At 72.7% G+C, this 13,587-nt stretch carries 15 protein-coding genes; 7 read left to right on the forward strand and 8 right to left on the reverse strand.

Translation table 11 applies throughout. The features are described 5' to 3' along the window. Positions 1–11 precede the first annotated feature (11 nt). The gene (locus O3438_RS15780; RefSeq protein ID WP_269683657.1) at positions 12–944 is read right to left on the reverse strand and encodes a thiamine-phosphate kinase; all 933 of its coding nucleotides are present in this window, start codon (positions 942–944) and stop codon (positions 12–14) included. A 153-nt stretch (positions 945–1,097) separates the two neighbouring features. Here O3438_RS15780 and O3438_RS15785 point away from each other — a divergent pair, with 153 nt between their 5' ends. Continuing rightward, entirely contained in the window at positions 1,098–1,331 is a 234-nt protein-coding gene (locus tag O3438_RS15785; protein WP_030487446.1) for an Lrp/AsnC ligand binding domain-containing protein, read from the forward strand. Between the two features lie 9 nt (positions 1,332–1,340). Then, positions 1,341–2,045, forward strand: a complete 705-nt coding sequence (locus O3438_RS15790) for a DUF3515 family protein (protein ID WP_442929611.1) — start codon at positions 1,341–1,343, stop codon at positions 2,043–2,045. A gap of 72 nt (positions 2,046–2,117) precedes the next feature. Here the strand turns inward: O3438_RS15790 and O3438_RS15795 are convergent, their stop codons facing one another. Then, entirely contained in the window at positions 2,118–3,218 is a 1,101-nt protein-coding gene (locus O3438_RS15795) for a D-alanine--D-alanine ligase family protein (RefSeq protein ID WP_269680675.1), read from the reverse strand. Positions 3,219–3,414: 196 nt separating this feature from the next. Further along, complete coding sequence (locus O3438_RS15800; protein WP_269680676.1) at positions 3,415–3,633, reverse strand: hypothetical protein; 219 nt, start codon at positions 3,631–3,633, stop codon at positions 3,415–3,417. A gap of 281 nt (positions 3,634–3,914) precedes the next feature. Here O3438_RS15800 and O3438_RS15805 point away from each other — a divergent pair, with 281 nt between their 5' ends. Continuing rightward, a complete protein-coding gene (locus tag O3438_RS15805; RefSeq protein ID WP_269683658.1) occupies positions 3,915–4,760 on the forward strand; it encodes a helix-turn-helix domain-containing protein in 846 nt (281 codons plus the stop codon). A 5-nt stretch (positions 4,761–4,765) separates the two neighbouring features. After that, positions 4,766–4,966, forward strand: a complete 201-nt coding sequence (locus O3438_RS15810; RefSeq protein ID WP_269680677.1) for a DUF397 domain-containing protein — start codon at positions 4,766–4,768, stop codon at positions 4,964–4,966. A gap of 198 nt (positions 4,967–5,164) precedes the next feature. Here O3438_RS15810 and O3438_RS15815 read toward each other — a convergent pair whose 3' ends face one another. The 5 genes from O3438_RS15815 to O3438_RS15835 form a co-directional block, all read right to left on the reverse strand. Continuing rightward, on the reverse strand, positions 5,165–6,214 hold the full coding sequence (locus O3438_RS15815; RefSeq protein ID WP_269680678.1) for an ROK family protein: 1,050 nt from the start codon (positions 6,212–6,214) through the stop codon (positions 5,165–5,167). A gap of 200 nt (positions 6,215–6,414) precedes the next feature. Next, positions 6,415–7,203 carry a putative protein N(5)-glutamine methyltransferase gene (locus O3438_RS15820; RefSeq protein ID WP_269680679.1) on the reverse strand — a complete coding sequence of 263 codons (789 nt, stop codon included), beginning with the start codon at positions 7,201–7,203 and terminating at the stop codon, positions 6,415–6,417. Positions 7,204–7,211: 8 nt separating this feature from the next. Beyond that, entirely contained in the window at positions 7,212–8,330 is a 1,119-nt protein-coding gene (locus O3438_RS15825) for a cystathionine gamma-lyase (protein ID WP_269680680.1), read from the reverse strand. Between the two features lie 7 nt (positions 8,331–8,337). Beyond that, positions 8,338–9,357: an NAD(P)H-dependent glycerol-3-phosphate dehydrogenase gene (locus tag O3438_RS15830; protein ID WP_269680681.1), complete on the reverse strand. Its 1,020-nt coding sequence runs from the start codon at positions 9,355–9,357 to the stop codon at positions 8,338–8,340. Beyond that, positions 9,354–10,091, reverse strand: coding sequence for a lysophospholipid acyltransferase family protein (locus tag O3438_RS15835; RefSeq protein WP_269680682.1), 738 nt, complete (start codon positions 10,089–10,091; stop codon positions 9,354–9,356). The genes O3438_RS15830 and O3438_RS15835 overlap by 4 nt, the downstream gene beginning before the upstream one ends. A gap of 128 nt (positions 10,092–10,219) precedes the next feature. Between O3438_RS15835 and cofC the strand changes: the two genes are divergently transcribed. The 3 genes from cofC (at position 10,220) to O3438_RS15850 (ending at position 13,580) form a co-directional block, all read left to right on the forward strand. After that, complete coding sequence (gene cofC / locus O3438_RS15840) at positions 10,220–10,867, forward strand: 2-phospho-L-lactate guanylyltransferase (protein WP_269680683.1); 648 nt, start codon at positions 10,220–10,222, stop codon at positions 10,865–10,867. Positions 10,868–10,970: 103 nt separating this feature from the next. Next, positions 10,971–11,168, forward strand: a complete 198-nt coding sequence (locus O3438_RS15845) for a cold-shock protein (RefSeq protein ID WP_269680684.1) — start codon at positions 10,971–10,973, stop codon at positions 11,166–11,168. 54 nt (positions 11,169–11,222) lie between these two features. Next, positions 11,223–13,580 (forward strand): RNA degradosome polyphosphate kinase, encoded by a 2,358-nt coding sequence (locus O3438_RS15850; protein ID WP_269680685.1) that lies wholly within the window; start codon positions 11,223–11,225, stop codon positions 13,578–13,580. The last annotated feature ends 7 nt before the right edge of the window (positions 13,581–13,587 follow it).

Below are 13,587 nucleotides of genomic sequence, written 5' to 3' on the forward strand. Positions count from 1 at the left end.
GGCACCGGACCCTAACGGAAGTGGTCCCAGCCGGTCGGGCCGTCGTAGGGCGCCCCGTCGACCGTCACACCGCCACCGTGCGTGACCACGCCGATCGGCCGCCACTCCGACGGCAGCGCCACCGCCGGAGGGAAGGTCGCGGCCAGCGCGTGGTCCTCGCCACCGGTCAGGATCCAGGTGTACGGGTCGACGCCGAGCGCCTGCGCGGCGTCGGCCATCTGCCGGGGCACCTCGAAGGCGTCCCGGCGTACGTCGATGGCCACCCCGCTCGCCGTCGCCACGTGCCCGAGGTCGGCGAGCAGCCCGTCCGACACGTCGATCATCGAGGTGGCGCCGAGTTTGGCGGCCTGCGGACCGGCCGGGTAGGGCACCTGCGGCCGCCGGTACGCCTCGACCAGCACCCGGGGCGTGCGGAAGCCCCGGGTGAGCACGGTCAGCCCGGCTGCCGCGTACCCGGTGCGACCGGCCAGGGCGAGCACGTCCCCGGGACGGGCGCCGGACCGCAGCACCGGCGGACGCCCCTCCAGGTCGCCGAGAGCGGTGACCGCGACGGTCAGCGTGGGGCTGGAGGACATGTCCCCGCCGACGACGCTCGCGCCGACCGACGACGCCTCCGCGGACAGCCCGTCGGCCAACCCCTCCGCCCAGCCGGTCTCCAGGTCTGCCGGCATGCACAGGGCGACCAGCAGGGCCGTCGGCGTCGCGCCCATCGCCGCGATGTCCGCCAGGTTGGCCGCCGCCGCCTTGTGCCCCACGTCGAGGGCCGAGCACCAGTCCCGCCGGAAGTGTCGCCCGTCGACGAGCACGTCGGTGGAGGCCGCGACCCGGCCGTCCGGCGCAGTCACCACCGCCGCGTCGTCACCCGGACCCAGCAGTGTCGTCGGCCCGTACGACAGCCGAGCGGTGATCTTCCCGATCAGCCCGAACTCCCCGATCCCGGACACGCTGACGCCACCACCGGAGTTCCGCCCGTGCCGCCCGGCCCCGCCCTGCTCGCTCACCGCTGCTCCTTGACCACCGATAGGGATCAGACCTGGTCCGTAAGGTAGTTTCACCCTTCGGGCCGCTCCCGGGCGGCGACGGACGGAGGTCGAGTCGTGGTACAGGCGTACATCCTCATCCAGACCGAGGTCGGCCGCGCACGTGACGTGGCGGGTCTCATCGCGGACATCCCCGGCGTCGTACGGGTCGACGCCGTGACCGGGCCGTACGACGTGGTCGTCCTCACCGAGGCGAACACCGTCGACGAGCTCGGCAAACTCATCGTCAGCAAGGTGCAGATGGTGCCCGGCATCACCCGCACCCTCACGTGTTCGGTGGTGCGGCTGTAAGTGGACGAGATGACGACCTCCTCCTCCGCTCTGGACGACGACGGCACGCGCGAGGCAGCTGACGGCACGCGCGAGGCGGCCGACAGCACGCGTGGGCCGGCTGACGGTAACCGCGAACCGGTCGACCCGGCCGCCGCCGCGCCGGCCGGTCGGGACCGGACCATCCGCGGCGCCGCCCTGCTGGCCACGGTGATCGCGCTGCCCATCACGTTGCTGGTGGCCGTGCTGGCCTTCACCAAGCTCGCCCCGGACACCCCGGCCGCCGCGCCGAGCCCGTCCGCCAGCAGCGCCCGGGTGCAGTCCACCACTCCGGTGCAGATGGCCGCCCCGGCGCTGGCCGCCCGCCCGGCCACCGTCTGCCGGGCTCTGCTCTCCCAGCTTCCGGCGAGCATCCGCGATCTGGCGCAGCGGCCGGTGACCGCCGGCCCCGAGCAGAACGCCGCCTACGGCGACCCGGCGCTCACCGTGGCCTGCGGCGGCGCCGAGCCGACGTTCCCCGACACCGACGAGGTCTGGACGGTCAACCGGGTCTGCTGGCACCTGGCCGAGCAGGCCGACGCGGCAGTGCTCAGCACCGTCGACCGGGAAACACTGATCACCGTGCGGGTCCCCCGCTCGTACGAGCAGCCGTTGCAGTGGGTGCCGACCATCTCCAGCACGATCGTGGCGACTGTGCCGTCCGGCGGCGCCATCCCGTCCGGCTGCCAGCGCTGACGCTGAGCGGGCCCCGCACCGGCTGACGTACGCGGGCGGGGCCGGCCGGCTCAGTGCAGGCCGACGCCGCGCTCAGTGCAGGCCGATGCCGCGCCGCTGGGCGGTACGGATCAGTCGGTTGACCAGCTTCGGGTATTCCAGGCCGGAAGCCGCCCACATCCGCGGGAACATCGACGTCGGGGTGAACCCGGGCATCGTGTTGATCTCGTTGAGGTAGACGTCCAGCTCGGGCGTGACGAAGAAGTCCGCCCGGGCCAGGCCGGCGCAGTCCAGCGCGGTGAACGCGCGGACGGCGTACTCCTGCACCTGACGGGTCACCCGCTCCGGCAGGTTGGCCGGGATGTCGTACTCGCACGAGTCGTCGAGGTACTTCGCCTCGAAGTCGTAGAAGTCGTGGTCGGTGACGACCCGCACCTCGGCCAGCACGGACGCCTCCGGCGCGCCGCCGGCCTCGCCCTCCAAGACCCCGCACTCGATTTCGCGGCCGATGATCGCGGCCTCGATGATGACCTTCGGGTCGAACTTCCGGGCGGCGGCGACCGCGTCGTCCAGTTGCGCCCAGTCGCTGACCTTGCTGACACCGAAGGACGAGCCGGCCCGGGACGGCTTGACGAAGACCGGCAGGCCCAGCCGCTCCTTGTCCTGCTCGCTGAGGGTCATTCCGTTGCGCAGCACCGCGTACGTGCCGACCGGGATGCCCTCGACGGCACACAGCTTCTTGGTGAACTCCTTGTCCATCGCGGCGGCCGAGGCGAACACGTTCGCCCCGACGTAGGGGATGCCGGCCATCTCCAGCATTCCCTGGATGGTGCCGTCCTCGCCGTACGCGCCGTGCAGCACCGGGAAGACCACGTCCACGTCGGCCAGCACCCGCGGACCCTCGGTGGGGTCGAGGACCATCAGCCCGTTGCCGGTGGGGTCGGCGCGCAGCACGATGTCGTCGCCGGATTCGGCGGTGATCTCCGGCAGCTGGCGGGCGTTGATCGCGAGCTGGGCGGGATCTCCGTCGGTCAGCACCCACTGGCCGGCCCGGGTGATGCCGACGGGCACCACCTCGAACTCGTCCGGGTCGAGCGCGCCGAACACGCTGCCGGCGCTGACGCAGGAGATGCCGTGCTCCGGGCTGCGGCCGCCAAACACGATCGCCACGCGGGTCTTGCCTGGGGTGGTCACTCCGGTCACCTCTTCGTACGCGACTGCGGCTGGTCGTGCTCGCCGGTGGCGCTCACCCGGTTGACCTTACTGTGCGTGGCGGCAGGGCGAGGCGATACCCGGCGAGCCGCAGCACGACACGGCAATCGGTCAACAGGAGATATACGGTGCGTGACGAGACAGTGGCTGTCTCACAGGGCCGTTGACCTGGGGCTATTCAGTCCCGGGAGTGCCGCCGACCGACGGCTATGACCTTGACCCGCTGTCGGCCGGCCCGCACCATGCCCAACGCCATGAACGCTCCGGCGATCCGGTCGGCGGCCTCCCGGCTGTTGGCGCCGACCACCTGGCGGCGCCGTTCCGGCGCGACCCGCTCGTTGCGCTCGATGCCGTCGACCGGGCGTACGTCGGTGAGCACCACGAGGAAGCGGGTCATCGAAAGCCGCCCGCGTCGCACACGGCGGGGGGCTGCGGGCAGGTTCCCACGTCGTCTCCTTCCGGCGGGCCGGGATGGAGGGGCGGCACGCGACGATCGGGTACGGGGGAGAAACCCGATCGCCGCGCGCCCCATCCCCTCCGGTCGCTCACCACCACCGTCGCCACGACAACCGGCGGTGAGGACGCGATAACAGATTGACACGTGTACAGCCGTGAATGCAACTCTCATCGACGTTCTCTCATGCAGACGTTCCCGCAAATGTGTGCGACCATCGATGCCTGGCCCCCAAGACCGCCCGCGCCCGCCGGCTCGGCATCGCCCTGCGCCAACACCGGGAAGCCGCCGGGCTGACGCTGGAGACCGCGGCGGATGAGATCAACAGCACCCGCAGCACCCTCTCCCGGTACGAGAACGCCCAGACCCTGATCACCCCGGCCACCGTGCGCGCCCTGCTCACGTCGTACGGGGTGAGTGCCGAGGAGGTGGCCGCAGCGGTGCTACTCGCCAAAGACGCCCGCAAGCCGGGCTGGTGGGTGTCGTACTCGTACCTGCTGGATCCACGCACGATCGACTTCATCGCGTTGGAGGCCGAGGCGACCGCCATCGCCAACTTCGAGCCCTCGGTGGTGCCCGGCCTGCTGCAGACCGCCGACTACGTCCGTGGCGTGATGCGCGGCGGACCGCACACCCTCGGCGACGACCTGGTCGAACAGCGGGTCAAGATCCGGCTCGACCGGCAACAGCGCCTCACCGGCGACAACCCACCCATCTTCGACGCGATCATCGACGAGGGCGCGCTGCTACGCCCGGTCGGCGACCAGTCGGTGATGGACGGGCAACTGCGACACCTGGTCAAGATGGCCGAGCTGCCGAACATCAGCGTCCAGGTGATCCCCCTGTCGGCCGGTTACCACCGGGGCACGCGGGGCTCACTGCACATCCTCGAGTTCGCCGACCCGGAGGATCCGATCATCGCCTCGGTGGAGACCGTGGCAGGTCAGATGATCCTCGACCGGGCCGGCGAGACGCGTACCTGCACCAAGATCATGGAGCATCTCCGAAGCGTGGCGCTCAGCCCGGCGGACAGCCGCGAGATGCTCCTGTCAGCCCTGAAGGGACGGTAGGACCGATGACACCGACAATCACAGCGGCCTTGGCCGGGGCGGCGTGGCGCAAGAGCAGCCGCAGCGGCGACGAGGGCGCCTGCGTCGAGGTTGCCGCGCTGCCACGGCTGGTGGCCGTCCGCGACTCCAAGGACCCGGCCGGCCCGGCCCTGCTGTTCGCGACGGCCGCGTGGGCGGCCTTCGCCCAGGCGCCACCGCGCCCCTGACCAGACCGCCGCACACCACTCACCGAACCGACACCCCACCTGCCGACCGCCCGCCGCGCCGCCTCTCAGGGCGCGCGGCGGGCCAGGCCGGGACACGACCTACCCGACGCCGGACCGGGACCAACCCGCAGGCCGGTGGCACCGACGACACGGCAGACTCCTGGCACGGCCGGCCAGACGAGGCGACTGTGGGCAGGCTCAGGCCACCAGCGGGCGAGGCTCCGGGGCCGCGCGCAGCCTCTCCAGAGCGGCGATCGCCACGCCCCGGGCACCGGCCATGTCCCGGTCCGGCACCAGCGCGAAGGTGGCCACTGCCGCCTGCTCCTCGCGCAGCACCGTGTGCTCCCGGACCGTCGCCAGGAACCAGTCACGGAACTCCGGTGCCGCCTCGACCACCCCACCACCGACGAAGTACGCGTGCGGGTCGGTGAAGTTCGCCGCCACCGTGAACAGCCGCCCCAGCGCCATCGCCTGCTGGGTGAACAGATCCCGCGCGAGGGCGTCTCCCCGTTCGCCGTACCCGCGCACCAGCTTCGCCGCCCGAGCCACCGGTTCGGCGGCGAGCGGGTGGTCCGGGTACCGGGTCAGCCAGTACGGCAGCAGGTTGCGCTCGATGCCGGTCAGTGAGGCAACGCTCTCGACGTCACCGGTGAAGCCGCAGGCACAGGTGGGCTCCGGCTGGTCCGGGCCGAGCAGCCCGGTCAGCGGGACGTGCACGTGACCGAGCTCCCCGGCCATGCCGGCCGCACCGGCGATCACCCGACCACTCTCCACCACGCCGCCACCGAGGCCGGTGCCGACGATCGCGGAGACCGACGACCGGGTCATCGCCTCGGCGCCGAAGTGCACGTGGTGGGCGTAGAGCGCCGCCGCGTTGCCGTCGTTGTGGTAGATCACCGGCAGGCCGAGCCGTCGTTCCAGCGCTCCGCGCACGTCGAAGCCCCGCCAGGCCGGCTGGGAGAAGTTGGTGGAACCCCGGGACGAGATGACGCCGTCGGCGCTGGCCGGGCCGGGAGTGTCCAACCCGACCGCCTGGACCAGCTCGCGCGGCACCCCGGTCTGTGCCAGGGCCCCGTCCAGCGCCCGGGCCAGCGCCTCGATCGCCGCGTCCGGGCCGGCCCGTACCTCGCTGGGGATCTCCAGCAGCCCGTCCACCAGGAACCGGCCGTCCACCGTCAGCACCGTGGCGTTGTTGCTCGTGCCGCCGTTGTCCAACCCGACGACCACCGGCACCCCTGCGCTGCCCACCGAAACCGCCTCCCGCCGTCATGAGTGTGAGCCGAGGCTAGTGCCAAGCCCTCTCCCCCGCCACGCCCGGCCACCCCGCCCGGCTCCGAGCCCAGCCTCTCCCCGTCGATCATGGAGTTGCGGTGGGGAGGAAATGATGCGATGTGGCGAAAACTGGACACCACAACTCCATGATCGACCGGTTCAGCCCGGGCCGGGAGTCAGGTGGGGTTTTGGGCTACTACTGCTGTGGCGTCCAGGTCTTCGTCGTGGCGCACGGCGGGGATCAGGCCGGCGGCGCTGAACGCGGCGCAGAGCGCGTCCACCTGGGTGGTGCCGGCCTCGACCACCAGGTGTCCTCCCGGGGTCAGCCATCCGGCCGCGTCGACGCCCACCCGCCGCAGCACGGAGAGCCCGTCCGGCCCGCCGTCGAGCGCCACCGGGGCCTCGTGCAGCCGCGCCTCGGGAGGCATCAGCGCCACCGCCCCGGTCGGCACGTACGGGGCGTTGCAGACGACGAGGTCCAGCCGACCCCGCCACTGCGGCGGCAGCGGCGCGAAGAGGTCGCCCTCGTACACCTCGACGTTCAGCCCGTCCACGTTGCGCCGCGCACACGCCACCGCCGCCGGGTCGATGTCGGCGGCGGCCAGCCAGCGTGGCGTGAGCCGGTGTGCCAGCGCGACGGTGGTGGCCCCGGACCCGCAGCAGAGGTCCACGACAGCCGGGGCCGGGCCGGTAACCTCGGCCGCCACCTGGACCAGCAGGGCGGTCCGGGCACGCGGCACGAAGACGCCGGCGTCGACGGCGATCCGCAGGCCGGCGAACTCGGCCCACCCGAGCAGGTACTCCAACGGTTCACCGGCCACCCGACGGTCGGTCAGGTCGACCAACGCGGCCGGGGAGTCGGCGGCGGCCAGCAACAACTCGGCCTCGTCCTCGGCGTAGACGCAACCGGCGGCGCGCAGCCGGTCCACGAGAGCGGCCCGGCCGGTCGGGGACGGCGGTGGCACCGGCGGCCTCAGACCGGCCCGGCCGCGTCCAGGGCGGCGGCGATGTCGGCCACCAGGTCCGCGGTGTCCTCGGCCCCGCAGGAGAGCCGGACGAAGCCCGGGGCGGTGTCGTCACCCCACTGCTCCCGACGGTCCGCCGTGGTGTGCAGGCCACCGAAGGAGGTCGCCGCCGCCACCAGCCGGGCGGCCTCGACGAACCGGCCCACCCGTTCGGCGCTGCCCAGGTCGAACGAGAGCACCCCCGGTATCCGGCGCATCTGGGTCGAGGCCACCGGGTAGGCCGGGTCGTCCGGCCGCCCCGGCCAGCGCAGGCCCTTCACATCCGGACGGCCGGCGAGCAGGTCGACGACGGCTGCGGCGTTCGCGCTTTGCCGGGCCAGCCGAAGGTCGAGGGTGGCCAGCGACCGGTGTGCCAGCCAGGCGTCGAACGCCCCCGGAACCGAACCGGTGGTCGTCCGCCAGGTCGTCACCGCGGTGATCAGCTCGGCGGACCGGCTGACCAGGTAACCCAGCAGCAGGTCGGAGTGGCCGGTGAGCGCCTTCGTGCCGGAGGCGACCACCAGGTCGGCGCCGAGGTCGAGTGGGCGCTGACCGAGCGGGGTGGCCGTGGTGTTGTCCACGGCGAGCAGCGCGCCGGCGGCGTGCGCCCTCTCGGCCAGGGCCGCCACGTCGACCACGTCCAGACCCGGGTTGGCCGGCGTCTCCACCAGCACCAGCCGGACCCCCTCGAACGACGGGTACGGCCCGACCGTCGGCACGAAGAGCACCCGGACGCCGATCGCCTCCAGCACGTCGGTGGCGAACGCCCGGACCGGGAAGTAGCCGTCGGTGGGCAGCACCACGGTGTCCCCGGGGCGCAGCAGGGTCAGCAGCAGGCCGGTGATGGCCGCCTGACCGGTGGCGAAGACGCGACACTCACCGCCCTCCAACTCGCCCACGGCGGCCTCCAGCAGCCGCCGCGTCGGGTTGTCCGGGCGACCGTAGCCGTTCGGCGACGCGCCGGGGCCCTGGAACGGGTCGAGGTGGTACGGCGCGGCGAAGACCGGCCCCGGCAGGAACGGGTCGCCTGGTTTCGCCTCGGGCAGGCCGGCGCGCACGCAGCGGGTGCCGTCTCCCAACTCGCTCATCGGATGCTCACTCGTACGACTCGGGCTTGGCGGTGCGGCTCATCAGGGTCTCCACGGCGAGGCGCGGATCCATCCCCTCGTGGCAGATCCGCTCGACGTGCTCGGTGATCGGCATCTCCACGCCGTGCGCGCGGGCCAGGTCACGGATCGCCAGGCAGCTCTTCACGCCCTCGGCGGTCTGGCGGGTGGCGGTCTGGGCCTGCTCCAGCGTCTCGCCCCGGCCCAGGTGCTCCCCGAAGGTCCGGTTGCGGGCCAACGGGGAGGAGCAGGAGGCGACCAGATCACCCATGCCCGCCAGGCCGGCGAAGGTGATCGGGTCCGCGCCGAGCGCCACGCCCAGTCGGGCCGTCTCGGCCAGCCCTCGGGTCATCAGCATGGCCCGGGTGTTGTCGCCGAAACCCATCGCCGTGGCGATGCCGTACGACAGGGCGATCACGTTCTTGACCGCCCCGCCCAGCTCACAGCCGATCACGTCGTCGTTGGTGTACGGCCGCAGGTACGGCGTCCGGATCGACGCCTGCACGAGCGCCGTACGGTGACCGTTCGTTCCGGCGACCACTGTCGCGGCGGGCTGCTCGGCGGCGATCTCCGGGGCCAGGTTCGGACCGGACACCACGACGACCCGGTCGGCGGCGACGCCGGCGGTCTCCACGATGACCTCGCTCATCCGCTTGGTGGTGCCCAGCTCGATGCCCTTCATCAGCGACACCAGGGTGGAGTCCGGGTGCAGGTGCCCGGCCCACTCGGCGAGGTTGCCCCGCAGGGTCTGCGACGGCACCGCGAGGACCACCACCTCGGCGCCGGTGATCGCCTCGGCGGCGTCGGCGGTGGCGGTGACCCGGGCCGGCAGCAGCAGGTCCGGCAGGTACTCCGGGTTGCGGCGCTCGGCGCGGATGCTCTCGGCGACCGGCGCACGACGGGCCCACACGGTCACGTCCCGGCCCGCGTCGGCCAGGATCTTGGCGAAGGCGGTGCCCCAGGAACCGGCGCCGAGCACCGCGACGTGCCCGCCGCTCCGCTCGCTCATGCCGCTTCGCCCTGCTGCTCACGGCCGGCGGAGGACCGGGCCGGTCGCTCCCACAGCGGCGGCGGTGTGCCACCACGGATCTCGGCGAGCATGTCCCGCAGCCGCAACATGATGGTGTCCGTCATCTCTTCGAGGGTGGCCCGGGTCGGTGGGGAGTCCGCCCACCGGCTCAGGTCGATCGGTTCCCCGGCGACGACGGTCACCGGGATCCGGGGGCGCAGGCTCACCCGGCTGGTCCGTGGGTCGAAGATCTGCTCCGGCCCCCACATCACCACCGGTACGACGGGCGCGCCGGTGGCCAGGGCGAGCCGGGCCGCGCCGGTCTTGGCCTTCATCGGCCACAGCTCCGGCTGCCGGGTGGTGGTGCCCTCCGGGTAGATCACCACGGCACCGCCCCTGTCGAGCGCGTCGACCAACGCGTCCAGCGACCGGACCGCGTCGACGCTGCCCCGCTCGACCGGGATCTGCCGGCACCGGTGCAGGATCCAGCCGACCACCGGCACCCGGAACACGCTGGCCTTGCCCAGGTACTGCGGCCAGCGCCCGGAGTCGTAGATGAAGTGCGCGGAGACCAGCGGATCGGCGTGCGAGAGGTGGTTCGCCACGATGATCACGCCGCCGTCGCCGCTGAGGTGTTCCTGGCCACTCCAGGTCCGGCGGGTCCAGACGGTCATCACGGGCTTGACCAGCCCCACGGCGAACCGTTGCCAGAATCCCAGCCTTCGCCGTGCCACTGTGCCTCCTCGTCGCGCCCCAACCCCGCCGCGAAACCCCGCCCGCGACACCCGCAGCGGAAATCATGCCTGCTCGCCCCCGGTACGGCCAGCGAGGGTCCCGTCGTCCGGCTGGCAGGATTGCGGACGTGAGTCAGCCGAGGTGGGCCGTGGTGGTGCCGGTGAAGCATCTGGGCGCGGCCAAGAGCCGGCTGCGGGGGGCGCTGTCCGGCGTACCCCACGAGGATCTGGCGCTGGCCCTGGCGGCCGACACCCTCCGGGCGGTGCTGGCCTGCCCGGCGGTCGCCGAGGCCCTGGTGGTCACCGACGACGCCCGGGTGACGGCGGCGGCGCGGGCGGCGGGCGCACGGGTGCTGCCCGACGGGCCGGACGCCGGCCTGAACGCGGCGTTCCGGCACGGCGCCGCCGGGGCCACCGCCGGATGGGTGGCCGGGCTCACCGCGGACCTGCCGGCGCTGCGCCCGGCCGAGCTGGCCGGCGCGCTGCTCGCGGCGCAGAACGGCCGACCGGGGGTACGCCGTTTCGTGCCGGACGCGCCCGGCAGCGGCACGGTCCTGCTCACCGCCCCGCCCGGAGTTTCGCTGGACCCCCGTTTCGGGGTGGGTTCGGCGGTCGCGCACGCGGCGAGCGGGGCGCTGCCCCTGACCGGGGACTGGCCCAGCCTGCGCCGGGACGTGGACACTCCCGCGGACCTGACCACCGCCACCCGGCTCGGGCTGGGGCCGCACACCGCGGCACTCGTCGCCGCCGGTCATCCCGCCCGCACCGCGGGCTGACCCGCCCCCGCCCGCACCGCGGGCTGACCCGCCCCCGCCCGCACCGCGGGCTGACCCGCCCCGCCCGCACCGCGGGGTGACCCGGCGGGTGTACGGTGCCAGCATGCAGGGCACGGTGGCCAGCTACGACGCGGCGACGCGCAGCGGTGTCCTGCTGCTCGACGACGGCACCGAGATGCGCTTCCCCGCGCCGGCCTTCGACGCCTCCGGGCTGCGGCTTCTCCGGCTCGGCCAGCGGGTGCACATCGACACGGATACCGACGGCACGGTCGTCCGGGTGACATTGCCGACGATGATCTGAACCGTCGAGCCCAAGTTCATTTTGCGTTCACCGTAATCGGGTGATTATGAGCGGGTGAGCACCCCTCGCGAGAACCCGGCCCGCCAGCCCTCCTCCGATCTTCGCAACGGTTCCCGCGCGCGCGGCACCGACGGCCGCTTCCGCCCGTCCCGCGCCGAACGGGCCGGCGCCGCCCGCGCCGACACCCTCGCCGACGACCCGGGGGCCGCCTCCTCCGGGCTGGACGAGGTCCTCGACCCCGTGCCGACCAGCGACGAGGTGGACTCCCCCGCCGTCGCCGGCGTTCACCAGGTCCTGCCGGACGACCTCCCGACCGCCGCCGCGGCGCAGGACGACGAACCGCCCGCGCCGCTGCCCGAGGACCGGTTCCTCAACCGGGAACTCTCCTGGCTCGACTTCAACGCCCGGGTGCTCACCCTGGCCGAGGACCAGCGCACCCCACTGCTGGAAAGGGCCAAGTTCCTGGCGATCTTCGCCAGCAACCTGGACGAGTTCTTCATGGTGCGGATCGCCGGGCTGAAGCGGCGGCTCTCCGCCGGCCTGCCGGTGCGCGGCGGGGACCGGCTGCCCCTGCGTACCCAGTTGGAGCTGATCGCGGAGCGCACTGCCGCGCTGGTCGCCCGGCACGCCGCCTGCTTCGTGGACGACGTGCTGCCGAAGCTGGCGGCCGAGGACATCCGCATCCTGCGCTGGGGCGAGCTGGGCGACCCGGAGCGGGAGCGGCTACGGACCTACTTCCGGGAGCACATCTTCCCGGTGCTGACCCCGCTCGCGGTGGACCCCGCGCACCCGTTCCCGTACATCTCGGGGCGGTCGCTGAACCTGGCGGTGGCGGTTCGTGACCCCGACGGCGGCTCCGAGCTGTTCGCCCGGGTGAAGGTGCCCAACAACGTCCCCCGCTTCGTCCGGGTGGACCGGGACCAGCCGGGCGTACGGATGTTGCCGGTGGAGGACCTGATCTCGGTGCACCTGGGGCAGTTGTTCAGTGGCATGCAGGTGGTCGAGTGCCACCTGTTCCGGGTCACCCGTAACGCCGAGGTGGAGGTCGACGAGGACCGCGACGAGGACCTGTTGCAGGCCCTGGAACGGGAACTGGCCCGGCGGCGGTTCGGCCCGCCGGTCCGGCTGGAGGTGGCCGCCTCCATCTCCGACCACGTGCTGGAGACGCTCGTCCGCGAGCTGGACATGGACGACCAGGACGTGCTGCGGGTGCCCGGGCTGCTGGACCTGTCCGCGCTGTGGCAGGTGTACGGCGAGGCCGACCGGCCGGACCTCAAGGACCCGCCGTTCGTGCCGGCGACCCATCCCCGTCTCGCCGAGGGCGAGGTGCCGCGCAGCGTCTTCGCCACCCTGCGCGACGGGGACATCCTGGTGCACCACCCGTACCACTCGTTCGCGACGAGCGTGCAGCGCTTCATCGAGCAGGCCGCCGCCGACCCGAACGTGCTGGCCATCAAGCAGACCCTCTACCGCACCAGCGGCGACTCCCCGATCGTCGACGCGCTCGTCGACGCGGCCGCCGCCGGCAAGCAGGTGGTGGTGCTGGTGGAGGTGAAGGCCCGCTTCGACGAGGTGGCCAACATCGGCTGGGCGCGCACGTTGGAACGGGCCGGCTGTCACGTGGTGTACGGCCTGGTCGGCCTGAAGACGCACTGCAAGACCGCGCTGGTGGTCCGCCAGGAGGGCAACCAGATCCGCCGCTACTGCCACATCGGTACGGGCAACTACCACCCGAAGACCGCCCGCCTGTACGAGGACTTCGGGATGCTCACCGCCGACCCGGAGATCGGCGCGGACCTCACCGACCTGTTCAACGTGCTCACCGGCTACAGCCGGCAGACCGCGTACCGACGGTTGCTGGTCGCCCCGCAGGGCATCCGTACCGGCCTCATCGAGCGCATCGAGCGGGAGATCTCGCATGTCCGCCTGGGCATGCCCGGTCTGGTCCAGTTCAAGGTGAATTCGCTGGTCGACGAGGGGGTGACCGACGCGCTGTACCGGGCCTCCCAGGCCGGCGTCCACGTCGACCTGCTCATCCGGGGAATGTGCACGCTACGACCCGGGGTGCCCGGGCTGTCGGAGAACATCCGCGTGCGCTCGATCCTCGGCCGATTCCTGGAGCACTCCCGGGTCTTCCGGTTCGGCAACAACGGCGAGGCCGAGTTCTGGATGGGGTCGGCGGACCTCATGCACCGCAACCTCGACCGTCGGGTGGAGGCACTGGTGCAGGTCAGCGATCCGATCGCCCGCGCCGAACTGGACCAGGTGCTGACCGCCGCCATGAGCCCTGACGTGGACGCGTTCGAGCTGTCCAGCGACGGTAGCTGGACCCGGCACACCAGCGCCGACGACAACACCCGGGCGCATCTACAGGAAGTGTTGTTGCGCCGCGTCGGTGGCACGGCCGGCTGACCGATCA

The organism is Micromonospora sp. WMMC250, assembly GCF_027460215.1.
Lineage (GTDB): Bacteria > Actinomycetota > Actinomycetes > Mycobacteriales > Micromonosporaceae > Micromonospora > Micromonospora taraxaci.